Origin of the sequence: Streptacidiphilus jiangxiensis, from assembly GCF_900109465.1 — a bacterium.
Lineage (GTDB): Bacteria > Actinomycetota > Actinomycetes > Streptomycetales > Streptomycetaceae > Streptacidiphilus > Streptacidiphilus jiangxiensis.
The window spans coordinates 18,473-39,899 of sequence record NZ_FOAZ01000005.1 but is presented as its reverse complement, the minus strand read 5'-3'; the positions used below and the strand labels follow the sequence as shown (position 1 = coordinate 39,899).

At 71.0% G+C, this 21,427-nt stretch carries 22 protein-coding genes and 1 pseudogene; 4 read left to right on the top strand and 19 right to left on the bottom strand.

Annotation, left to right across the window (positions count from 1 at the left end):
• Positions 1-8: 8 nt before the first annotated feature.
• The 13 genes and pseudogenes from nuoK to BMY61_RS11390 all read right to left on the bottom strand — a co-directional run bounded on the left by nuoK (position 9) and on the right by BMY61_RS11390 (position 13,825).
• Positions 9-308 (bottom strand): NADH-quinone oxidoreductase subunit NuoK, encoded by a 300-nt coding sequence (nuoK, locus tag BMY61_RS11450; RefSeq protein WP_037605876.1) that lies wholly within the window; start codon positions 306-308, stop codon positions 9-11.
• Positions 305-1,192: an NADH-quinone oxidoreductase subunit J gene (locus BMY61_RS11445; protein WP_082015465.1), complete on the bottom strand. Its 888-nt coding sequence runs from the start codon at positions 1,190-1,192 to the stop codon at positions 305-307. Before BMY61_RS11445 ends, nuoK begins: the two co-directional genes overlap by 4 nt.
• Positions 1,189-1,785, bottom strand: a complete 597-nt coding sequence (nuoI, locus tag BMY61_RS11440; RefSeq protein ID WP_042455703.1) for an NADH-quinone oxidoreductase subunit NuoI — start codon at positions 1,783-1,785, stop codon at positions 1,189-1,191. Before nuoI ends, BMY61_RS11445 begins: the two co-directional genes overlap by 4 nt.
• Positions 1,778-3,127 carry an NADH-quinone oxidoreductase subunit NuoH gene (nuoH, locus tag BMY61_RS11435; RefSeq protein WP_042455706.1) on the bottom strand — a complete coding sequence of 450 codons (1,350 nt, stop codon included), beginning with the start codon at positions 3,125-3,127 and terminating at the stop codon, positions 1,778-1,780. Before nuoH ends, nuoI begins: the two co-directional genes overlap by 8 nt.
• A complete protein-coding gene (locus BMY61_RS11430) occupies positions 3,127-5,628 on the bottom strand; it encodes an NADH-quinone oxidoreductase subunit G (protein ID WP_075003861.1) in 2,502 nt (833 codons plus the stop codon). The genes nuoH and BMY61_RS11430 overlap by 1 nt, the downstream gene beginning before the upstream one ends.
• Before the next feature lie 122 nt (positions 5,629-5,750).
• Positions 5,751-7,055 (bottom strand): annotated as a pseudogene (gene nuoF, locus BMY61_RS11425) (NADH-quinone oxidoreductase subunit NuoF); the annotation flags it as partial.
• Entirely contained in the window at positions 7,052-7,831 is a 780-nt protein-coding gene (nuoE, locus tag BMY61_RS11420; RefSeq protein WP_042455715.1) for an NADH-quinone oxidoreductase subunit NuoE, read from the bottom strand. The gene nuoE and the pseudogene nuoF, both read right to left, overlap by 4 nt.
• Positions 7,828-9,165 (bottom strand): NADH-quinone oxidoreductase subunit D, encoded by a 1,338-nt coding sequence (locus BMY61_RS11415; protein WP_042455718.1) that lies wholly within the window; start codon positions 9,163-9,165, stop codon positions 7,828-7,830. The genes nuoE and BMY61_RS11415 overlap by 4 nt, the downstream gene beginning before the upstream one ends.
• Positions 9,165-9,920 carry an NADH-quinone oxidoreductase subunit C gene (locus tag BMY61_RS11410; protein WP_042455721.1) on the bottom strand — a complete coding sequence of 252 codons (756 nt, stop codon included), beginning with the start codon at positions 9,918-9,920 and terminating at the stop codon, positions 9,165-9,167. Before BMY61_RS11410 ends, BMY61_RS11415 begins: the two co-directional genes overlap by 1 nt.
• Positions 9,917-10,471: a NuoB/complex I 20 kDa subunit family protein gene (locus BMY61_RS11405; RefSeq protein ID WP_042455725.1), complete on the bottom strand. Its 555-nt coding sequence runs from the start codon at positions 10,469-10,471 to the stop codon at positions 9,917-9,919. The genes BMY61_RS11410 and BMY61_RS11405 overlap by 4 nt, the downstream gene beginning before the upstream one ends.
• An 18-nt stretch (positions 10,472-10,489) precedes the next feature.
• Entirely contained in the window at positions 10,490-10,849 is a 360-nt protein-coding gene (locus BMY61_RS11400) for an NADH-quinone oxidoreductase subunit A (RefSeq protein WP_042455736.1), read from the bottom strand.
• A 401-nt stretch (positions 10,850-11,250) separates the two neighbouring features.
• Positions 11,251-12,528: a hypothetical protein gene (locus tag BMY61_RS11395; RefSeq protein ID WP_052439240.1), complete on the bottom strand. Its 1,278-nt coding sequence runs from the start codon at positions 12,526-12,528 to the stop codon at positions 11,251-11,253.
• Positions 12,529-12,538: 10 nt separating this feature from the next.
• A complete protein-coding gene (locus BMY61_RS11390) occupies positions 12,539-13,825 on the bottom strand; it encodes a geranylgeranyl reductase family protein (protein WP_042455738.1) in 1,287 nt (428 codons plus the stop codon).
• Between the two features lie 102 nt (positions 13,826-13,927).
• Here BMY61_RS11390 and BMY61_RS11385 point away from each other — a divergent pair, with 102 nt between their 5' ends.
• Positions 13,928-14,338 carry a hypothetical protein gene (locus BMY61_RS11385; protein WP_042455740.1) on the top strand — a complete coding sequence of 137 codons (411 nt, stop codon included), beginning with the start codon at positions 13,928-13,930 and terminating at the stop codon, positions 14,336-14,338.
• 18 nt (positions 14,339-14,356) lie between these two features.
• Here the strand turns inward: BMY61_RS11385 and BMY61_RS11380 are convergent, their stop codons facing one another.
• Genes BMY61_RS11380 through BMY61_RS11365 form a run of 4 tightly spaced genes read right to left on the bottom strand, consistent with a single transcriptional unit; the run spans position 14,357 to position 17,652 of the window.
• Positions 14,357-15,049, bottom strand: a complete 693-nt coding sequence (locus BMY61_RS11380; protein ID WP_042455743.1) for a demethylmenaquinone methyltransferase — start codon at positions 15,047-15,049, stop codon at positions 14,357-14,359.
• Between the two features lie 21 nt (positions 15,050-15,070).
• Positions 15,071-15,478, bottom strand: coding sequence for a hypothetical protein (locus BMY61_RS11375; protein ID WP_042455746.1), 408 nt, complete (start codon positions 15,476-15,478; stop codon positions 15,071-15,073).
• Between the two features lie 10 nt (positions 15,479-15,488).
• Positions 15,489-16,703 carry a cyclic dehypoxanthinyl futalosine synthase gene (gene mqnC / locus BMY61_RS11370; protein WP_042455826.1) on the bottom strand — a complete coding sequence of 405 codons (1,215 nt, stop codon included), beginning with the start codon at positions 16,701-16,703 and terminating at the stop codon, positions 15,489-15,491.
• 13 nt (positions 16,704-16,716) lie between these two features.
• Positions 16,717-17,652 (bottom strand): menaquinone biosynthetic enzyme MqnA/MqnD family protein, encoded by a 936-nt coding sequence (locus BMY61_RS11365; protein WP_236656565.1) that lies wholly within the window; start codon positions 17,650-17,652, stop codon positions 16,717-16,719.
• Positions 17,653-17,917: 265 nt separating this feature from the next.
• Between BMY61_RS11365 and BMY61_RS11360 the strand changes: the two genes are divergently transcribed.
• Both BMY61_RS11360 and BMY61_RS11355 read left to right on the top strand, forming a co-directional pair.
• A complete protein-coding gene (locus BMY61_RS11360) occupies positions 17,918-18,124 on the top strand; it encodes a cold-shock protein (protein WP_042374690.1) in 207 nt (68 codons plus the stop codon).
• 246 nt (positions 18,125-18,370) lie between these two features.
• Complete coding sequence (locus tag BMY61_RS11355; protein ID WP_042455749.1) at positions 18,371-19,648, top strand: MFS transporter; 1,278 nt, start codon at positions 18,371-18,373, stop codon at positions 19,646-19,648.
• Here the strand turns inward: BMY61_RS11355 and thpR are convergent.
• Positions 19,645-20,205, bottom strand: coding sequence for an RNA 2',3'-cyclic phosphodiesterase (gene thpR, locus BMY61_RS11350; protein ID WP_042455752.1), 561 nt, complete (start codon positions 20,203-20,205; stop codon positions 19,645-19,647). The two genes, BMY61_RS11355 and thpR, sit on opposite strands and share 4 nt — an antisense overlap.
• A gap of 48 nt (positions 20,206-20,253) precedes the next feature.
• On the opposite strand from thpR, the gene BMY61_RS11345 reads away from it, so the two are divergent.
• Positions 20,254-20,883 (top strand): GNAT family N-acetyltransferase, encoded by a 630-nt coding sequence (locus tag BMY61_RS11345; protein ID WP_218161995.1) that lies wholly within the window; start codon positions 20,254-20,256, stop codon positions 20,881-20,883.
• Between the two features lie 66 nt (positions 20,884-20,949).
• Here BMY61_RS11345 and BMY61_RS11340 read toward each other — a convergent pair.
• Positions 20,950-21,427: HNH endonuclease signature motif containing protein (locus BMY61_RS11340; RefSeq protein ID WP_218161994.1), on the bottom strand; the 478-nt coding region annotated here is incomplete at its 5' end.

Genomic DNA, 21,427 nt, shown 5'->3' with positions numbered 1-21,427 from the left:
CTCCGCCGCTACAGCTTCATGAGGTTGGTGTCGTCGACCGAGGCCGAGTGACGGGTGCGGAAGACACTCACGATGATGGCCAGCCCGACGACCACCTCGGCCGCCGCGACCACCATGGTGAAGAAGGCGATGATCTGCCCGTCCAGGTTGCCGTGCAGCCGGGAGAAGGTGACCAGGGCCAGGTTGCAGGCGTTGAGCATCAGCTCCACGCACATGAACAGCACGATCGCGTTGCGCCGCACCAGCACGCCGACGGCGCCGATGGTGAACAACAGGGCCGCGAGATAGAGGTAGTTGACGGGGTTCACTTCGACTCCACCTCTCGCTGCTCGCTCTCGCGCTGCCCGGTCCCACGCTGCTCGGTCCCACGCTGCTCGACGTGCGCCAGTTCGCTCCCGCTGCGCGGCTTCGGCGCCTTCCGTCCGAGCCAGCCGGCGGTGGACTGCTCCAACTCGCCCATACGGCGCAGCAGGTCACTGCCGAGCTGCCGCATCTGCCCGCGCTGGCGCAGCGTCGGGTTGACGCTGATCTCGGCCGGAGTGCCGTCCGGCAGCAGGCCGGGCGCGTCGACCGCGTTGTGGCGGGCGTAGACGCCGGGCGCCGGCAGCGGCGTGACCTGGGTGCCGAGCCGCACCCGCTGCTCGGCCAGCTCGCGCTGGCTCTGCCGGACCTCGGTGGCCTCTCGGTGCGTCAGCACCATCGCGCCGACGGCGGCGGTGATCAGCAGCGCGCCGGTGACCTCGAAGGCCCAGACGTACCGGGTGAAGATCAGCGACGCCAGGCCCTGCACGTTGCCGCCCGCCGCCTCGTTCGCCGCACCGACCCCGGTGAAGGCGTGCAGGTTCGCGTTGGCGATGCCCGCGCAGAGCAGCACGCCGAAACCGATCCCGCCGACCACCGCGGCGACCCGCTGGCCCTTCAGCACCTCCTTGACCGAGTCGGCCGAGGAGACGCCCACCAGCATCACCACGAAGAGGAAGAGCATCATGATCGCGCCGGTGTAGACGACGATCTGCACGATGCCCAGGAAGACCGCGCCCTGCGCCATGTAGCAGATCGCCAGCGCGATCATCGTGGCGGCCAGGCAGAGCGCCGAGTGGACCGCCTTGCGGCAGAGCACCATGCCGAGCGCCCCGCCGACCGCGATCACCGCCAGCACCCAGAACTGGACGGCCTCACCGGTGGAGGTCACGAGGCCACCTCTTCTCCACGCTGCTCTGCAGCCTCATTGGACACAGCGCCCTTGCTGTGCGCGACCTGCCGCTCGGTTCCCGGCGCGGCCTCGGTCACGCGGCCCTGGTAGTAGTCGCGCTCCTCCATGCCGGGGAAGATGGAGTGCGGCGAGTCGACCATGCCCTCGGTCAGCCCGACGAGCAGCTGCTCCTTGGTGAAGATCAGCGACTCGCGGGAACTGTCGGCGAGTTCGTACTCGTTGGTCATGGTGAGCGCCCGCGTCGGGCAGGCCTCGATGCAGAGCCCGCAGAGGATGCAGCGGGCGTAGTTGATCTGGTAGACCCGCCCGTACCGCTCGCCCGGCGAGTAGCGCTCCTCGTCGGTGTTGTCCGCGCCCTCGACGTAGATGGCGTCCGCCGGGCACGCCCACGCGCACAGCTCGCAGCCGACGCACTTCTCCAGCCCGTCCGGGTGCCGGTTGAGCTGGTGACGGCCGTGGAAGCGCGGCGCGGTGGGCTTCTTGTACTCCGGGTACTGCTCGGTCAGGCGCTTCTTGAACATGGCCTTGAAGGTCACGCCGAAGCCTGCGGCGGGTCCGAGAATGTCAGGCACCGTCGTCTCCCTTCAGTGCAGGAACAGTGGTGGACTCCGCTTCGAGTGCCCCGACCCGCGACGGACGACGCGGCACGACCGGGAGCTGCTGGCCCGGCATCGGCGGGACGGGGAAGCCGCCCGCCATCGGGTCGAACGCCGCCGGCCCGGTCTGGGCCTCGCCCGGCTTGGCCTTCTTCGGCCGCAGCATGTCGAAGAGGATCGACAGCAGCAGCACCGCGATCACGCCGCCCGCCACGTACAGCACCACGTGGCCGAAGTTGTAGCCCTGGTTGCGCAGCGCCCGGACGGTGGCCACCAGGACCAGCCAGACCAGCGAGACCGGGATCAGCACCTTCCAGCCCAGCTTCATGAACTGGTCGTAGCGCAGGCGGGGCAGCGTGCCACGCAGCCAGATGAAGAGGAAGAGCAGCAGCTGGATCTTGACGATCAGCCAGAGCATCGGCCACCAACCGTGGTTGGCGCCCGGCCAGAAGGAGCTGATCGGCCACGGCGCCCGCCAGCCACCGAGGAACATCACGCTGGCCACGGCCGAGACGGTGACCATGTTGATGTACTCGGCCAGCATGAACATCGCGAACTTCAGCGAGGAGTACTCGGTGTTGAAGCCGCCGACCAGCTCGCCCTCGGCCTCCGGGAGGTCGAACGGCGCGCGGTTGGTCTCGCCGACCATCGACACCAGGTAGACCAGGAAGCTCACCGGCAGCAGCGCCGCGAACCAGGTGTGCGTCTGCGCGTCCACGATCGCCGAGGTCGACATCGACCCCGAGTAGAGGAAGACCGCCGCGAAGCTCAGGCCCATCGCGATCTCGTAGGAGACCATCTGCGCGGCCGAGCGCAGGCCGCCCAGCAGCGGGTACGTGGACCCGGAGGCCCAACCGGCCAGCACGATGCCGTAGATCCCGATCGAGGCGGTGGCCAGGATGAACAGGATGCCGACCGGCAGGTCGGTCAGCTGCATCGTGGTCCGGGTACCGAAGATGGAGATCTGGTGGTCCGGCGGGCCGAACGGGATCACCGCGAAGGCCATGAAGGCCGGCATCGCGGAGATCACCGGCGCCAGGATGAAGACCACCTTGTCGGCCGCCGTGACGACCAGGTCCTCCTTCAGGGCCAGCTTCACGCCGTCGGCCAGGCTCTGCAGCAGTCCCCAGGGGCCGTGCCGGTTGGGGCCGATGCGCAGCTGCATCCAGGCGACGACCTTGCGCTCCCAGACGATGGCGATGAGCACCGTCAGGACCAGGAACGCGAAGCAGAACACCGCCTTCAGCAGCACCAGCCACCAGGGGTCGCGCCCGAACCAGGAGAGGTCCTCGGCCGCCAGCAGCACCGATTGATGCATCACCGCTGCTCCTCATCCGTCGTAGAGGCCAGTGCCACGATCCGGCCGGGCACCGCGCCGATCCCCCGGGCCGCACCGGCGGGCGTGGAGTTGAGCGGCAGCCAGACCACCCGGTCCGGCAGCTCCGGCGTGATCGCCAGCGGCAGCGTGACGGCACCGGCCGGGCCGGTCACCGTCAGCGGCGCGCCGTCGGCGACGCCGACCTCGGCGGCCGTCGCGGGCGAGAGCCGGGCGACGGCCGGGTGCCGGGTGCCCGCGAGCGCGGGGTCGCCCTGCTGCAGCACGCCGTTGTCGAGCAGCTGCCGCCAGCCGGCCAGCACCGCCTCGCCCGCGCTCGGCCGCGGCAACGGCCGGGCCAGCTCGATCGGCGCGTCCGCGCGCTCGCCGCGCCACGGCCCGAACCCGTCCAGCTCACGGCGGGCCGCGGTCACGTCCGGCAGGCCCAGGTGTTCGTCCATCGCGTCGGCCAGCATGTGCAGCACGCGCAGGTCGTCGCCCAGGTGGCGCTGTGTCATCTGGTCCGGCTTGAGCGCCGCCTCGAAGGAGCGGACCCTGCCCTCCCAGTCCAGGAAGGTGCCCGCCTTCTCGGCGACCGCCGCGACCGGCAGCACCACGTCCGCCCGCGCGGTGACCGCGCTCGGCCGCAGCTCCAGACTGACCACGAAGCCGGCCCGGGCCAGCGCCTGGTCGGCGAGCGTCGGGTCCGGCAGGTCGTCGATCTCGACGCCGCCGACCAGCAACGCGTCCAACTCGCCCGACGCGGCGGCGGTGAGGATGCCGCCGGTGTCGCGACCGAAGCGGACCGGCAGCTCGGCCAGGCCCCAGGCGGCGGCCGTCTGCCGGCGCGCCTCCGGGTCGGTGGCCGGACGGCCGCCGGGCAGCAGGTTCGGCAGCGCGCCGACCTCGACCGCCCCGCGCTCGCCCGCCCGCCGCGGGATCCACGCCAGCCGCGCGCCCGCCAACCGGGCCAGGCGCAGTGCCGCGCTGTAGCCGCCGGGCGAACCCGCCAACCGCTCGCCGACCAGCACCACCGCGCCGGGCTCGCGCAGCAGTCGCGCCGCCTCGCCCGCCGCGCCGTCCAGCGGCTCGCCCTCGGCCAGCGCCTCCAGCCACTCGGCCTCGGTGCCGGGCGCGGCCGGGAGCAGCGTCCCGCCCATCTTGGCCAGGCCCCGCGAGCCCCAGGCCGCGATGGAGAAGACCTTCGTGCCGCGGGTGCGGGCCGCCTTGCGCAGCCGCAGGAAGACGATCGGCGACTCGTCCTCGGGCTCGAAGCCCGCGAGCAGCACCGTCTTCGCACCCTCCAGGGCCGCGTAGTCGAGCGCTTCGCGACCGCCGACACCGTTGCCGTCCAGGTCCACGCCGTGCCCGGCGACGGCGGCGGCCAGGAACTCGGCCTCCTCCGCGCTGTGCACCCGCACCCGGAAGTCGACGTCGTTGGTGCCGAGCGCGACCCGCGCGAACTTGGCGTAGGCGTAGGCGTCCTCGACCGTCGACCGGCCGCCCACCAGGACGCCGGCGCGCTTGCCGGCCAGCCCCCGTGCCGCGGCGGCCAGCGCCTCCGGCCAGGAGGCGGGCTCCAGCTCTCCGGTGTCGGCGTTGCGGAGCAGCGGCGTGTGGATCCGGTCCGGCTGCTGCGCGTAGCGGAACGCGAAGCGGCCCTTGTCGCAGCTCCACTCCTCGTTCACGGCCGGCTCGTCACCGGCCTGGCGCCGCAGCACCTTGCCGCGCCGGTGGTCGGTCCGCGTCGCGCAGCCGCTCGCGCAGTGCTCGCAGACGCTCGCCGAGGAGGTGAGGTCGAACGGCCGGGACCGGAACCGGTAGGCCGCCGAGGTCAGCGCGCCGACCGGGCAGATCTGGATGGTGTTGCCGGAGAAGTACGACCGGAAGTCGTCGCCCGCGCCCGTCCCGACCTGCTGGAGCGCCCCACGCTCCACCAACTCGATGAACGGGTCACCGGCGATCTGCTCGCTGAAGCGGGTGCAGCGCGCGCAGAGCACGCAGCGCTCACGGTCCAGCAGCACCTGGGTGCTGATCGGCATCGGCTTCTCGTAGGTCCGCTTCACGCCCTCGAAGCGGCTGTCGCTCTGCCCGTGCGAGAGCGCCTGGTTCTGCAGCGGGCACTCGCCGCCCTTGTCGCAGACCGGGCAGTCCAGCGGGTGGTTGATGAGCAGCAGCTCCATCACCCCGCGCTGCGCCTTCTCCGCGACCGGCGAGGTGATCTGCGACTTCACCACCATGCCGTCGGCGCACTCCATCGTGCAGGAGGCGACCGGCTTGCGCTGGCCCTCCACCTCGACGATGCACTGCCGGCAGGCGCCGGCCGGGGCCAGCAGCGGGTGGTCGCAGAAGCGCGGGATCTCCACACCGATCATCTCGGCGGCGCGGATGACCAGGGTGCCCTTGGGCACCTTCACCTCGACGCCGTCGACGGTGACGGTGAGCAGATCGGACTGCCCATCCGTCGCCTGAGGGGTCTTCTTCTCGGGGACCGTCGCGGTCACGCCAGCACTCCGTTCTCGCTCGGGTCGAAGTCGCCGTTACGCCCGTCCTGGCCTCGATCACCCGGCGGGTCCTCGTCGGGACTGCGGTCCCTGCCGAGAGTCGAGCGGCGTCCGCGCGTCCCCGCCCAGACCGTCGACGCGGACGGGTCGAACGGGCAGCGGCGCTCGCGCAGGTGCTGCTCGTACTCGTCGCGGAAGTACTGCAGCGAGGAGAAGATCGGGCTCGCCGCGCCGTCGCCCAGGGCGCAGAAGGACTTGCCGTTGATGTTGTCGGCGATGTCGTTCAGCTTCTCCAGGTCGCCCGGCACGCCCTCGCCCGCCTCGATCCGGCGCAGCAGCTGGACCAGCCAGTAGGTGCCCTCGCGGCAGGGGGTGCACTTGCCGCACGACTCGTGGGCGTAGAACTCCGTCCACCGCGTCACCGCCCGGACCACACAGGTGGTCTCGTCGAAGACCTGCAGCGCCTTGGTGCCGAGCATGGAGCCGGCCGCGCCGACGCCCTCGTAGTCGAGCGGCACGTCGAGGTGCTTGTCGGTGAACATCGGCGTCGAGGAGCCGCCCGGCGTCCAGAACTTCAGCGTGTGGCCCTCGCGGACGCCGCCGCTGATGTCCAGCAGCTGCCGCAGCGTGACACCGAGCGGCGCCTCGTACTGGCCCGGGTTGGTGACGTGCCCCGAGAGCGAGTAGAGCGTGAAGCCGGGGGACTTCTCGCTGCCCATCGAGCGGAACCAGTCCTTGCCCTGGTGCAGGATCGCGGGCACGGAGGCGATCGACTCGACGTTGTTCACCACCGTCGGGCAGGCGTACAGACCCGCGACGGCCGGGAACGGCGGCCGCAGCCGCGGCTGGCCGCGGCGGCCCTCGAGGGAGTCGAGCAGCGCCGTCTCCTCGCCGCAGATGTAGGCGCCGGCGCCCGCGTGGACGGTGATGTCCAGGTCGAAGCCGCTGCCCAGCACGTTCTGCCCCAGGTACCCGGCGTCGTACGCCTCCTGGACGGCCGCGTGCAGGCGCCGCAGCACCGGGACGGTCTCACCGCGCAGGTAGATGAAGGCGTGGCTGCAGCGGATCGCCCAGCTCGCGATGATCATGCCCTCGATGAGCGAGTGCGGGTTCGCGAAGAGCAGCGGGATGTCCTTGCAGGTGCCCGGCTCCGACTCGTCCGCGTTCACGACGAGGTAGTGCGGCTTGCCGTCGCCCTGCGGGATGAACTGCCACTTCATGCCCGTCGGGAAGCCTGCGCCGCCGCGGCCGCGCAGGCCCGCGTCCTTGACCAGCGCGATGACGTCGTCCGGGTTCATCCGCAGCGCCTCGTGCAGGCCCTTGTAGCCGTCGTGCGCGCGGTAGGTGGCGAGCCGCCAGGGCTTCTCCTCGCCCCAGGTCGCGGAGAGGACCGGGGAGAGCAGCTTCTCCGGGTGCGTCGCGGTCATGCCTGCTCCCCTTCCGCATCGCCTTCGTCGGTGCTCTCCTGCTGGCGGGGCGCGACCACCTTGGTGCCGCCGCCGGTGCCCGGCAGCGTCTCGCCGCGCGCGAGCCGCAGTCCGGCCAGGGACGGTGCGCCACCGGCGCCCGACTCGTCCACGGCGCCCGGCCGCTCGTCGGGGAACCCGGCCAGGATCCGCGCGGTCTCCTTGAAGCTGCACAGCCGCGCGCCGCGGGTGGGCCTCACCTCGGCGCCCGCGCGCAGGTCGTCGACCAACTGCCGTGCGCTCTCCGGGTCCTGGTTGTCGAAGAACTCCCAGTTGACCATCACCACGGGCGCGTAGTCGCAGGCCGCGTTGCACTCGATGTGCTCCAGCGAGATCGAACCGTCCGCGGTCGTCTCGTTGTTGCCGATCCCGAGGTGCTGCTGCAGCTCGGCGAAGATCTGGTCGCCGCCGAGCACCGCGCACAGCGTGTTGGTGCAGACCCCGACGTGGTACGCGCCCGCCGGACGGCGCCGGTACATCGTGTAGAAGGTCGCGACGGCGGTGACCTCGGCCGTGGTCAGACCCAACTGCTCGGCGCAGTACCGGATGCCGGTCCGGGAGACGAAACCCTCCTCGGCCTGCACCAGGTGCAGCAGCGGCAGCAGCGCCGAACGCGACTGCGGGTAGCGGGCGACGACCGCCGCCGCGTCCGCGTCCAGCCGCTCGCGCACCTCGGCCGGGTAGGGCTCCGCCGGAAGCTCCGGCAGGCCCAGCTGTACATGCTCGGTGGCACTCACCGGTCCACGCCTCCCATCACCGGGTCGATGCCGGCCACCGCGACGATGACGTCCGCGACCTGCCCGCCCTCGCACATCGCGGCCACTGTCTGCAGGTTGGTGAAGCTCGGGTCGCGGAAGTGCACCCGGTACGGCCGGGTGCCGCCGTCGGAGACGACGTGCACGCCCAGCTCGCCCTTGGGGGACTCGACCGCCACGTAGGCCTGCCCCGCCGGGACGTGGAAGCCCTCGGTCACCAGCTTGAAGTGGTGGATCAGCGCCTCCATGGACTCGCCCATGATGGTGCGGATGTGGTCGAGCGAGTTGCCCATCCCGTCCGCACCGAGCGAGAGCTGCGCCGGCCAGGCGATCTTCCGGTCGGCGACCATCACCGCCCCGTTGCCGCTCTTGAGCCGCTCCAGGCACTGCTCGACGATCCGCAGCGACTGCTCCATCTCGCGCAGGCGGATCAGGAAGCGGCCGTAGGAGTCGCAGCCGTCGGCGGTCTCGACCTCGAAGTCGTAGCTCTCGTAGCCGCAGTACGGCTGCGACTTGCGCAGGTCGTGCGGCAGGCCGGTGGCCCGCAGGATCGGCCCGGTGGCCCCGAGGGCCATGCAGCCGGCGAGGTCCAGGTAGCCGACGTCGACCAGACGGGCCTTGAAGACCGGGTTGTTGGTGGCCAGCTTGTCGTACTCGTGCATCCGCGAGCGCAGCAGCTTCACGCCCTCGCGGATCTGGTCCAGCGCGCCGGGCGGCAGGTCCTGCGCCAGGCCGCCGGGGCGGACGTAGGCGTGGTTCATGCGCAGGCCGGTGACCAGCTCGAAGATGTCGAGGATGACCTCGCGGTCACGGAAGCCGTAGATCATCAGCGTGGTGGAGCCGATCTCCATGCCGCCGGTGGCGAGGCACACCAGGTGCGAGGAGATTCGGTTGAGCTCCATCATCATCACGCGGATGACGCTGGCCCGCTCCGGGATGTCGTCGGTGATCCCGAGCAGCTTCTCCACCGCGAGGCAGTAGGCGGTCTCGTTGTAGAGCGGCGTCAGGTAGTCCATGCGGGTCACGAAGGTCGTGCCCTGGACCCAGTTGCGGAACTCCATGTTCTTCTCGATGCCGGTGTGCAGGTAGCCGATGCCGCAGCGGGCCTCCTGCACCGTCTCGCCGTCGATCTCCAGGATCAGGCGCAGCACGCCGTGCGTGGACGGGTGCTGCGGACCCATGTTGACGATGATCCGCTCGTCGTCGGCCTTCGCCGCGGCGGTGACGATCTCGTCCCAGTCGCCGCCGGTGACGGTGTAGACCCGGCCCTCGGTCGTCTCGCGCTCGGTTGCCTGCGCGGTCTCGTGAGTGCTCATCAGGAGTACGACCTCCGCTGGTCGGGAGCCGGGATCTGCGCGCCCTTGTACTCGACGGGAATGCCGCCGAGCGGGTAGTCCTTGCGCTGCGGGTGGCCCAGCCAGTCGTCCGGCATCATGATCCGCGTCAACGCCGGGTGGTCGTCGAAGACGATGCCGAAGAAGTCGTAGGTCTCGCGCTCGTGCCAGTCGTTGGTCGGGTAGATCGCGACGGTGGACGGGATGTGCGGGTCGCCGTCGGGCGCCGAGCACTCCACGCGGATCAGCCGGTTGTGGGTGATCGAGCGCAGGTGGTAGACCGCGTGCAGCTCGCGTCCGGCATCGCCCGGATAGTGCACCCCGCTGACGCCGGTGCACAGTTCGAAGCGGAGCGCCGGGTCGTCGCGCAGCGTCCGCATCGCCTGGACGAGGTGCTCGCGGCGGACGTGGAAGGTGATCTCGTCGCGGTCGACGACGGTCTTCTCGATCGCCGCGTCCGCGCTCAGGCCCTGCTCCTCGAGCGCACCCTCGAACTCGTCGGCGACCTCGTCGAACACTCCGTGCGACGAGCCGGCTCCGCCGGGGCCGCCGTAGGGGCGGCTGCTGGCCGGCGGCAGCACGATCGGCCTGACCAGCCGGCCGTACCCGGAGGTGTCGCCGGAGCCGCCGTTGGCCGCGTTGCCCGACCCGAACATGCCGTGCCGGACGCCGATGACCTCCAGCTCCGTCTGCCCCTCGCGAGGCACCGGAACGTTCTCGCCCACGTTCTCGCTCATCGCAGCAGCCCCTTCATCTCGATCGTCGGGGTCGCGCCCAGCGCCTGCTGCTCCGCCTCCTCGTCGGCCCGGCGCCTGTGGGCACCGAGCTTCTCGTGGCGGATCTGGTCGTGGAGCTTGAGGATGGCGTCCATCAGCATCTCCGGCCGCGGCGGACAGCCGGGCAGGTAGATGTCGACCGGGATGACGTGGTCGACGCCCTGAACGATCGCGTAGTTGTTGAACATCCCGCCGGAGGAGGCGCAGACGCCCATCGAGATGACCCACTTGGGGTTGGCCATCTGGTCGTAGACCTGGCGCACCACCGGGGCCATCTTCTGGCTGACCCGGCCGGCGACGATCATCAGATCGGCCTGCCGCGGCGAGCCACGGAACACCTCCATGCCGAACCGGGCCAGGTCATAGCGGCCGGCGCCGGTCGTCATCATCTCGATCGCGCAGCACGCGAGCCCGAAGGTCGCCGGGAAGAGCGAGCTCTTGCGCACCCAACCCGCGGCCTGCTCGACCGTGGTGAGCAGGAAGCCGCTGGGCAGCTTCTCCTCGATACCCATCTCTTCTGCCCTCTCCCGTCAGTCCCACTCAAGGCCGCCACGACGCCAGACATAGGCGTAGGCGACGAACACCGTGGCGATGAAGAGCACCATCTCGACCAGGCCGAAGATCCCCAGGGCGTCGAAGGTGACGGCCCACGGATAGAGGAAGACGATCTCGATGTCGAAGACGATGAAGAGCATCGCCGTCAGGTAGTACTTGATCGGGAACCGCCCGCCCCCGGCCGCTTGCGGCGTGGGCTCGATCCCGCACTCGTAGGCGTCGAGCTTGGCCCGGTTGTAGCGCTTCGGGCCGGTCAGCGCGGCCATGGCCACGGAGCCGACCGCGAACGCGGCCGCAATGGCGCCAAGTACCAGAATCGGCGCATAAGCGTTCATGCCGAACGACCTCTCCAGCCGTCATTCCGAGCTCATCACCGTGATCCCCACATGTGAGGCAGTTCACAAGCTCCCAAGACGGCTGCATCCTATGCCTCTTCGCATGTGATCTGCGACACGCGGTCACGCACCAAGATTGTGATCTACGCCACCTGACGGATGATCATGAAGCAATGAGAGTGCAAAATCAGACACATTGCGTGTGCATTCATTCACAAGCCGTGGTGCCGAGCGGAATCGCCCCAGCTCGAAGGGGGTCCGCCTATCATCGGCGCGGCATCCATGGCAAGTTTTGATCCTGGCCCGGACACGTGTTAGTGAACCTCCTCGCCGGAGGGTGAAACACGAACGCCCCGGCTGACGAGCAGCCGGGGCGTTGCGGAGAAGGCGGGCGGTTCGGGTTACGGCACCCCGAGGTTGAAGATCGCGTACCCCCCGTACCAGCCCGAGAGCGCGCCCAGGATCAGCAGCAGCACCAGCGCCTGGGCGCGGCTCAGCCGCCTGAGGGCCAGGGCCAGGGGGATGGCGAGCGGGAAGAGCGGCATCGCGAAGCGGCTGATCGTGCCGAACATCTGCTGGCTCAGCACGATCATCGCGATCGTGCCGAGCGTGTAGACCACCAGCACCACCGGTGGACGCAGCCGGATCAGCAGCAGGACCAGGACCGGCAGGCACATCAGCACCGCCAACCCGACCAGGTCCTCGGTCGGGTAGGGGAAGAGGTAGTCGTACCGCCCCAGCAGGAGGCCCTGGATCGACTTGAAGGCGTTGCCGCCCCAGTCGAAGGAGTGCGCCCAGGCCCGCTGCTGCAAGGTGAAGTAGCCGTGGAAGTCGTGCAGGGCCAGACCCAGCCAGGTCAGGTACCCGAGCAGGCCCAGCGGCGCCGCCGCGATCGTGAACAGCGGCCCCGAGAAGCTGCCCCTGCGGGTGCGGTAGATCGCGACCAGCGCCGCCAGCACCACGCCGGCGATCAGCGTCACCGCCGACGGACGGGTCAGTCCGGCCAACAGCGTCAGCGAACCCGCCAGGTACCAACGGCGGCGCACCACCGCGTAACAGGCCCACGCCGCCAGCGCGGTGAACAGCGACTCCGAGTAGACCGACCACTGCACCGAGGCGGCCGGGAACACCGCCCACAGCCCCGCCGCGAGCACGCCCGCACGGCGGCTCGACGTGACCGCCTCCGTCAGCGCGAAGATCCCCGCCGCCGCCACGAACGAGGCCACGATCGAGACCAGCATGCCCGCGCCGTACAGCCCGAGCCCCGTCACCTCGCTGACCAGCCGCATCGCGCCCGGATACAGCGGGAAGAAGGCGACGGAGTTCTGCTCCATCGTGAACGGCCCGAGCGGTGCCATCGGCGTCAGCGCCGGGTGGTAACCGTGCGCGGCGACGTCCTGGTACCACCAGCCGTCCCACGAGCCCAGCACGTCCCACGGCTTGGCGCCGCCGCCGTAGCGCGGCGTGTTGGTGCGGTAGGTGCCCGAGTAGGCCAGCAGTCTCAGGAAGACCGCCAGCCCGATCAGCTTCACCCCGCCGTACAGGGCCATCGCGGGGCCGAACCGCACCCCGGCCGCGCGCACGCGCGCCACCACCGCGTCCCGGCGACGCGTGTACGGCGGCGCCTCCCCCGGAAGCTCCGGGACCTCCCCGCGCGAGGTGATGTCGTCAAGAGTCATGTCTGTGTGCTCAGGCCTTCGGTGCGACCTTGGCGAGGCCGTTGATGATCCGGTCCATGGCGTCGCCGCCCTGCGGGTCGGTCAGGTTGGCCAGCAGCTTCAGCACGAACCGCATCAGCACCGGGTGCGTCAGACCGTGCTGCGCGGCCATCCGCATGACCAGCGGGTTGCCGATCGCCTTCACGAAGGCACGGCCCAGGGAGTAGTAGCCGCCGTAGACGTCCTTGAGGATCCGCGGGTAGGCCTCCAGGGCCCGCTCGCGCGCCTCGTCGGTGGTCCGGGCCAGCGCCTGGACGATGACGCCCGCCGCGAGCTGGCCGGACTCCATCGCGTAGGCGATGCCCTCGCCGTTGAACGGGTTGACCATGCCACCCGCGTCGCCGACCAGCAGGAAGCCCCGGCTGTAGTGCGGCTGCCGGTTGAACGCCATCGGCAGCGCCGCGCCGCGGATCGGCTCGGTCATGTTCTCCGGCGTGTAGCCCCACTCCTCGGGCATGCCGGCGCACCAGACCTTGAGCAGCTCGCGGTAGTCGATGTCCTTGAACGCCTTGGTGGTGTTCAGCAGGCCGAGACCCACGTTGCTGGTGCCGTCGCCCATGCCGAAGATCCAGCCGTAGCCCGGCAGCAGCTTCTCCTGCCCGTCGCGCCGGTCCCACAGCTCCAGCCAGGACTCCAGGTAGTCGTCGTCCGCGCGCGGGGAGGTGAAGTACGTCCGGTAGGCGACGCCCATCGGCCGGTCCTCACGCCGGTGCAGGCCGAGGGAGAGCGACAGTCGGGTGGAGTTGCCGTCGGCCGCCACGACGAGCGGGGCGCGGAAGGTGACCTCGCGCTTCTCTCCTGCGTCCTCCAGCTTGGCGGTCACGCCGACGACGCGGCCGGTGCGCTCGTCGAGCAGCGGGCCGGTGACGTTGCAGCCCTCGTGCAGCTTGGCGCCGGCCTTCTCCGCCTGGCGGGCCAGCAGCTCGTCGAAGTCGGCACGCTTGCGCACCAGTCCGTAGTCCGGGAAGGCCGCCAGCTCCGGCCAGTCCAGCTCCAGCCGCACCCCGCCGCCGATGATCCGCAGGCCCTTGTTGTGCAGCCAGCCGTTCTCCTCGGACACGTCGATGCCCATGTCGACCAGCTGCTTGACCGCCCTCGGGGTCAGTCCGTCGCCGCACACCTTCTCGCGCGGGAAGCGGGACTTCTCCAGCAGCAGCACCTCCAGACCCGACCGGGCCAGGTGGTACGCCGTCGCCGAGCCCGCAGGCCCCGCACCGACGACGATCACGTCCGCGTAGGCCTCGGTCGTCTCGCTCACCTGATCGTCTCCTCGCCAATGCGTGCTTCGGGCTTCATTCGAGCTCCTGCGAGTTTAGACAGCGACTCCGTCGACTGCGGGGAAGGCCTACCATCTGTCCCCATGCACATGGGAGTGATCGGCCACGAGGACCTGTCCGACATCACGGAGATGCTCGTCCGCGGCGAGCTGTGGCGCATCGTCTCCGACTGCCCGAGCCACAACCTGGTCGGCGTGACGCCGCTGCGGCCCGGGCCCGAAACCTGGTTCGCGCAGGCCGTGGTGGACCACGGCGGCGGCCTGGAGATCATCGGCGCCACCGCCCACGCGCTGCGCGCCGAGGCCCGCGCCGTCCACCGCCTCGGCCCCGACACCGCCCTGGTCCCCGCCCTGCTGGGCCTGGTCGAGGAGCTCGTCGCGGTCTGGGACGGCAAGCCCGGCACCGAGATCGCCGAGGCGGTCGCGGAGGCCGAACGCATCGGCCTCTACGTCCACCACGTCTGGCCCGAGGGCTCCGAGCGGCTGGCGGGTTAGTCCAGGGTCAGGCCAGGGTCAGGCCTTGGTCGCCCGGTGCAGCGCGACGACCCCGCCGGTCAGGTTGCGCCAGGCCACCTTCGTCCAGCCCGCCTGCTGCAGGCGGGCCGCCAGAGCCGGCTGGTCCGGCCAGGCGCGGATCGAGTCGGCGAGGTAGACGTACGCCTCCGGGTTGGAGCTGACCGCGGTGGCCACCGGCGGCAGGGCGCGCATCAGGTACTCGGAGTACACGGTGCGGAACGGCGCCCAGGTGGGGTGCGAGAACTCGCAGATCACCACCCGCCCGCCCGGCTTGGTGACACGCAGCATCTCGCGCAGCGCGGCGTCGGTGTCCTGCACGTTGCGCAGCGCGAAGGAGATCGTCACCGCGTCGAAGACCTCGTCCCCGAACGGCAGCTTCGTCGCGTCCCCCGCCGTGAGCGGCAGTTCGGGGTGGCGGCGCTTGCCCTCGCGCAGCATGCCGATCGAGAAGTCGCAGGGGATCACCTGCGCCCCGGCCTCCGCGAACGGCAGTGAGGAGGTGGCGGTGCCGGCCCCCAGGTCCAGCACCCGCTGACCGGGACGCGCGTCCACGGCCCGGGCGACAGCGCGGCGCCACAGTCGGGTCTGGCCCAGCGAGAGAACGTCGTTGGTGAGGTCGTACTTCGCCGCGACGTCGTCGAACATCGAGGCGACCTCGTGCGGCTGCTTGTCCAGGGTGGCTCGGGTCACGCGGCCATTCTCCTATCAGGGCTACTTGCGGCGGTGCACCAGGCGGCCGGCGAGGACCGTGGCGAGGCAGGAGCCGTCAGGGGCGAACACGGCGAAGTCGGCACGGGCACCGGCTGTCAGCGGCGTGGGTGTGCCGACCGGCAGTCCGACCCGGGCGGCGGCAGGAGCCAGGCCCGGATCGTCGCCCAGCGGCCCGGGCGCGACGGCGGTCACCCCGCGCAGGAGCAGGCAGTGCACCCGCTCCCGCGGGCTCGGCGCCTCTGGCAGGGCGGTCTCCCACCCCGTGCCGGTACGCAGTTCACCGGGCCATTCGCGCACACGCGCGCCGGGGTAGTCGGCGCGCAGCACGTCGACGGCCGCGACAGCGGCGATGCGGTCGCCCTCGACGGCGACCGCATCGTGGTTCGTGCCGGTGTGGATCGTCAGCATGAGCGGGTCGTCAGCTGTCGGCGTTCAGCAGCTTCAACTCGGGGTGGGCGGTGCCGCCCTCGATCGCCGTGGAGGCGATGTGCGAGAAGACGTGGTCGTCCACCGGGTCGTTCGCCGGGTCGTCGTGGATGACCAGGTGCTCGTAGGTGGTGGCCCGCTGCGCCGGGACGCGACCGGCGGCGCGGATCAGGGCGATCAGCTCCATCCGGTTGGAGCGGTGCTTGGCGCCCGCCGAGGAGACCACGTTCTCCTCCAGCATCACCGAGCCGAGGTCGTCGGCTCCGTAGTGCAGCGAGAGCTGGCCCATCTCCTTGCCGACCGTCAGCCAGGAACCCTGGATGTGCGCGACGTTGTCGAGGAAGAGACGCGCCACCGCGATCAGCCGCAGGTACTCGAAGAGCGTCGCCTGGGTGCGGCCCTTCAGGTGGTTGTTCTCCGGCTGGTAGGTGTACGGGATGAACGCGCGGAAGCCGCCGGTGCGGTCCTGCACGTCGCGGATCATGCGCAGGTGCTCGATCCGCTCCGCGTTGGTCTCACCGGTGCCCATCAGCATGGTGGAGGTGGACTCGACGCCCAGGTTGTGCGCCAGCTCCATGATCTCAAGCCAGCGCTCGCCGGACTCCTTGAGCGGGGCGATCACCTTGCGCGGCCGCTCGGGCAGCAGCTCGGCGCCGGCGCCGGCGAACGAGTCGAGACCGGCCGCGTGGATGCGGCGGATCGCCTCCTCCGCGCTGACACCCGAGATCCGCGCCATGTGGTCCACCTCGGAGGCCCCGAGCGAGTGGATCACCAGCTGCGGGAAGTCCTTCTTGATGGCGGAGAAGGCGCGCTCGTAGTACTCGACGCCGTAGTCCGGGTGGTGCCCGCCCTGGAACATGATCTGGGTGCCGCCCAGCTCGACCGTCTCCGCGCAGCGGCGCAGGATCTCGTCGAGATCGCGCGACCAGCCCTTCTCGGTGTCCTTGGGCGCGGCGTAGAAGGCGCAGAACTTGCACGCCGTCACGCAGACGTTGGTGTAGTTGATGTTGCGCTCGATGATGTACGTCGCAATGTGCTCCGTACCCGCGTAACGGCGGCGGCGCGCGGCGTCGGCCGCCCGGCCCAGCGCGTGCAGCGGCGCGTGCCGGTACAGCTCCAGCGCCTCCTCGGCGCTGATGCGCCCCCCGCCCGCGGCGCGGTCGAGGACGGCCTGGATGTCGGTCGAGGAAGTCGCGGAATCAGCCAGCGTGGTCACGTCGTCAGCCTACGCCAGGGGTTGCGGCGTCCTGCGGCTGGCCCGACGCGGCGTGGTCCGACGAAGCGGTGCGGTCCGACGGAACGGTGTGGTCCGGCAGCGCCGGCAGCAGCTGGACGTCCTCGGTGGACGCGCCGATCCGGGCAGCGAACTCGCGCATGCCCTCCAGCTGCCGTTCGCCGAAGGAGAAGTCCAGCGCGTCGGTGTAGTACCGGCGCAGCGTCTCCGCGTCGAAAGCCTCCCAGCGGGCGGTCTGCTCACAGACCTTGTCGATCTCCTCCATGGAGAGATCGCGCGAGGCGAGGAAGGAACGGTGCACGTCGTACACGGTCTCCGGCTCGCGGGCCAGGAAGTCCCGCCGCACGGCGAACGGCGCGAAGACGAACGGCAACCCCGTCCAGTCCTTCCACATCGCGCCCAGGTCGTGGACGTGGAGACCGAGGCGCGGGGCCTCGTGCAGCGAGGCGCGCAGCGCGGCGTCGCCGATCAGGACGGCGGCGTCCGCCTCCTGCATCATCGCGCCGAGGTCGGGCGGGCAGGTGTAGTAGTCGGGCGTCACGCCGTAGCGCTCCGCCAGCAGCAGCTGGGCGAGGCGCACGGAGGTGCGGCTCGTGGAGCCGAGCGCGACCTTGCGCCCGTGCAGCTCCGCCAGCGGCAGCTCGGTGACGATCACGCACGACATGACCGGCCCGTCGCTGCCGACCGCGATGTCCGGCAGCAGGGTCAGCTGGTCCGCGTGGCGCAGGTACTCGACGCAGGAGATCGGGCCGATGTCGAGGCGTCCGGCCACCAGGGCCTCGTTGAGCGCGTCCGGGTCGGCCTTGGTCAGGTCCAGGTCGACGAGGCTGCCCGTCCGACCCAGACCCCAGTAGAGCGGCAGGCAGTTCAGGAACTGGATGTGTCCGACCCGCGGCCGCTGGTGCTGTGTGTGTTGGTCCACGTTGTCCACCTGATGAACAGTAGACCCGCGTGACGATCATCCCTGGCCGGGGGCTGGGGTGCATGCTAGGGTTTTCCGCAGTTGCAGTTTGATTTCCCATGCAGTACTGGAGCCTGCGGAGCACATGTGACCGCGGGCTTCTGTGGTTTTCAGGGCTTTTGCAGTAGTAGAAGTAGCTGAAGGCACGGCACGGCGGGGTGATCAGCGCAGCGGACCGGATGTCACGCAGTGTGGCGTCCTTTACGTCCCTCGCAAGGAGAACGGTATGGCGACCGGAACCGTCAAGTGGTTCAACGCCGAGAAGGGCTTCGGCTTCATCGCCCAGGACGGCGGCGGCCCCGATGTCTTCGTCCACTACACCGCCATCAACTCGTCGGGCTTCCGCTCGCTTGAGGAGAACCAGGCCGTCGAGTTCGACGTCACCCAGGGCCCGAAGGGCCCGCAGGCCGAGAACGTCAGCCCGCTTTCCTGAGCAGCGCTGAGCCTCAAAGCCACGAAGAGGGCCCGTTCCGCACGGATGTGCGGGGCGGGCCCTCTGCCTTTCGCACGGGCCGGTCTTACGCGGGTCCGGTCTTACGCCGGTCCGGTCTTACCCGGGTCCGGCCTTACGCGGGGCCCGTCTTTCACTGGAGCCACCTTTCGCCCACTGGCGCCGCCTTTCGCCGGGTTTCGGACGGGCGGCTTTGCTTTCGATCAGTTATACGTATAACTTCGAAGCATGGGCTATCTCTCCGTGCTGCGCGCCCCCGTCGTGCTCCGACTCCTCAGCGGCACGCTCGTCGGCCGCCTTCCCGCCGGAATGACGGTCGTGGCCATCGCCCTCGCCCTCCACGGCGCAGGCGCCTCCTACGCCCAGATCGGCCTCACCACCGCCGCCTACGCGGTCAGCGCCGCCGTCGGCGGTCCCGTCCTCGGCCGCACCGTCGACCGCCTCGGCCAGCCGCGCGTGCTCCTCGCCTCCGCCGTCGTCGCCGCGACCGGCTACGTCCTGCTCGCGCTCGGCCCCGGCTCCCTGGCCCTCTCCCTCGCGGGCGCGGCCCTGGCGGGCGCGTTCATGCCCCCGCTCGAGCCCTGCCTGCGCGCCCTGTGGCCGGACATCGTCGCCGAGGAGCAGTTGGAGACCGCCTACGCGCTCGACTCCGCCTCCCAACAGGTCCTCTACGTCGCCGGTCCGCTGCTCGTCGCCGGCATCGCCGCCCTCGGCTCCCCGGGCGCGGCGCTCTGGCTCGCCGCCGGGCTGGGCCTGGTCGGCACCCTCGTCGTCGCGACCGCCGGCCCCGCCCGCGCCTGGCGCCCAGCGCCCCGTCCCGTGGCGGTCGCCGGTGAGTCCCGGCACCACTGGCTCGGCCCGCTGCGCTCCCCCGCCCTGGTCCTGCTGCTGCTGGCCTTCGCGGGCACGGGGTGGTCCGTCGGCGGACAGAACATCCTCTTCGTCGCCTACGCCCAGGAGCACCCCGGCCTCCCCGGAGGCGCCGGCCTGCTGCTTGCCCTCGCCGCCCTCTCCGGCCTGCTGGGCGCACTCGCCTACGGCGCGGTCCGCTGGAAGGCCCCGACCGCCACCCGCACCTGGGCGATGGCCGCCGGCATGGCCGTCTGCTACCTCCCGCTGCTGGCCGTGCCCGGCCCGCTCGGCATGAGCGGCGCCGCCGCCCTCTCCGGCCTCGGCCTCGCCCCGCTACTCGCCGCAGCCTTCGTCCTCATCGCGGAGCTGGCCCCTGCGGGCACCACGACGGAGGCCTTCGCCTGGCTGGTCACCGTCTTCTCCACCGGCAACGCCCTGGGCTCCGCCGCCTCCGGCGCGGTCGTCGGCGGTTCACTGCGCTCGGCCGCGCTGGTCGCCTGCGCGGGCATCACGGTCGGCGCGCTGCTGCTGGTGGCCTGCCGCCGACGCCTGCGGCCGCTGGGCGCGGCAGGAGCGGGAGCGGTTGCAGCTGCCGTTGCCGTTGCGGGCGAAGGTGCGGACACCCGGCCGGAGAACGTGCACGCCACCGCTTAGACGCGCGGAGAGCCCGTGAGCTTCCACTCGCCGATCGTCTCGTAGTGAGCCGGGCCCGCGCCGAGGTGGCTGCGCATCAGGCGCAGCGAGTCCGCCGTCCACTCCGAGCCCTCGAAGTCCGCGAGCGCGGCGGCCAAGGGCTTCAGGTCGGCCCGGACAGTACCGGCGCGGGCGAGGGTGAGGTGGCCACGGAACGGGCGCTCGTCCACCGCCATGCCGGTGTGCCGCACGGCCGCGACGGTGCTCTCGGCCAGGCGGCGCAGGGCGTGCGTGTCGCCGCCGACCCCCGCCCACAGGACGCGGTCACCGAAGCGCCCGCCCCGGGCGATCCGCAGCACGTGGGCGGGATGGCGATGGGCCACCCGTTCCAGACGCGGTTCGAGCGCCTCGACGTCCGCGTTCTCCACCTGGCCGAGAAAGGCGAGCGTCAGGTGCCACCCCTCCGTGCCCGTCCAGCGCAGCCCCGCCGACTCCGGCAGCCCACGCAGCGGCTGGACGACGGCGTCCAACTCCCGCAGGACCGGCTCGGGTGGGACAACGGCGAGGAAGAGTCTCATGCGGGCAGTCTGCCTCCGAGCCGCGTCGGTTGGGCTACAAACACTCGTATGACGAAGAGCGGTTCCGAAACGACAGCAGCGACAGAGGCGGCGGGGGCGGGCGCGGGGGCGGGCACGGGGGCGGGGGCGGGCGCGGAGAAGCTCCGGCTCCGCCTGGCGACTGCGCACGACGTACCGGGCGTGCTCGCGGTGATGGACGGCATCGTGGAATGGCTTGTGGGCCTGGGACGGACCGCCCAGTGGGGCACCGAGCCCTGGTCCGCCAGCGAAGCGCTGGTGGAGCGCGTCGAGGGCCGGATCGCCCGCGGCGAGCTGCGCGTCGCGGTGACCCGGCAGGACGAGATCGCGGGCGTCCTCTCCGTCGCGGAGACGGCGTCGACCTACGTCCGCCCGGCGGACGAGCCCGAGCTCTTCATCAACCTGCTGGCGACCTCACGCCGCTTCAAGGGCCAGGACGTGGGCGGTCTGCTCATTGCCGAGGCCCGGTCGGAGGCCGCGCGGCGCGGGCTCGGACTACTGCGCGTCGACTGCTTCGCCGGTGACGACGGACGCCTCACGCACTGGTACGCGAGTCAGGGGTTCACGGAGGTCGAGCCGTTCGTCGTGCAGCGGGAGGGCCGTCCCGACTGGCCGGGGATGCTGTTCGCCCTGCGAGTGGAACGGGCCGGCGAGGCGTAGGCGTGCCGGTGGGCCGCTCCCCGGGGTGGAGGCGGCCTGTGGCCTGCGTTGCGTGGGTGGGGTGGGTCAGCCGGCGGGGTGGCGGCTGTTGGGGGGTGGGGGTGTGTCGGGTGGCGGGACCGCCTCCGGGCGGCCGTCGCGCATGACCAGCTCCCAGCCGGTGCGGTGCAAGTCCTGATGATGCTCCCCACACAGCAGGGCCAGGTTCTCCACACCCGTCTCCCCACCGTCGGCCCAGTGCACCAGATGATGCGCCTCGCACCACGACGGCGGCCGATCACACCCCGGCCACACACAGTGCCGATCCCGCGCCACCACCACATCGCGCAGATACGCCGGAACCGTCCGCATCGCCCGCCCCACCGACACCGGCCGCTCCCGCCCACCGGTCAACACCACCCGCAACCGGCAGTCACACGCCTCCTTCCGCAACTGCCACCCCGGCAACCCGTAACCCCACCCCGTCGTCGCCACCACCCGCGGCCGCAACAACCCCGCCAGACCATCCCCGACCACATCCGCCTCGTCCAGCGCGTCCAGCGCG

Excerpts from the sequence above, each read along its gene's own strand:
- BMY61_RS11385 (WP_042455740.1), top strand. The coding sequence starts at position 13,928 with ATGCACATGGGAGTGATCGGCCACGAGGACCTGTCCGACATCACGGAG.
- BMY61_RS11360 (WP_042374690.1), top strand. The coding sequence starts at position 17,918 with ATGGCGACCGGAACCGTCAAGTGGTTCAACGCCGAGAAGGGCTTCGGC.
- BMY61_RS11345 (WP_218161995.1), top strand. The coding sequence starts at position 20,254 with ATGACGAAGAGCGGTTCCGAAACGACAGCAGCGACAGAGGCGGCGGGG.
- BMY61_RS11400 (WP_042455736.1), bottom strand. The coding sequence starts at position 10,849 with ATGAACGCTTATGCGCCGATTCTGGTACTTGGCGCCATTGCGGCCGCG.
- BMY61_RS11395 (WP_052439240.1), bottom strand. The coding sequence starts at position 12,528 with ATGACTCTTGACGACATCACCTCGCGCGGGGAGGTCCCGGAGCTTCCG.
- BMY61_RS11355 (WP_042455749.1), top strand. The coding sequence starts at position 18,371 with ATGGGCTATCTCTCCGTGCTGCGCGCCCCCGTCGTGCTCCGACTCCTC.
- BMY61_RS11405 (WP_042455725.1), bottom strand. The coding sequence starts at position 10,471 with ATGGGTATCGAGGAGAAGCTGCCCAGCGGCTTCCTGCTCACCACGGTC.
- BMY61_RS11375 (WP_042455746.1), bottom strand. The coding sequence starts at position 15,478 with ATGCTGACGATCCACACCGGCACGAACCACGATGCGGTCGCCGTCGAG.
- nuoH (WP_042455706.1), bottom strand. The coding sequence starts at position 3,127 with ATGCATCAATCGGTGCTGCTGGCGGCCGAGGACCTCTCCTGGTTCGGG.
- BMY61_RS11415 (WP_042455718.1), bottom strand. The coding sequence starts at position 9,165 with ATGAGCACTCACGAGACCGCGCAGGCAACCGAGCGCGAGACGACCGAG.
- BMY61_RS11410 (WP_042455721.1), bottom strand. The coding sequence starts at position 9,920 with ATGAGCGAGAACGTGGGCGAGAACGTTCCGGTGCCTCGCGAGGGGCAG.
- thpR (WP_042455752.1), bottom strand. The coding sequence starts at position 20,205 with ATGAGACTCTTCCTCGCCGTTGTCCCACCCGAGCCGGTCCTGCGGGAG.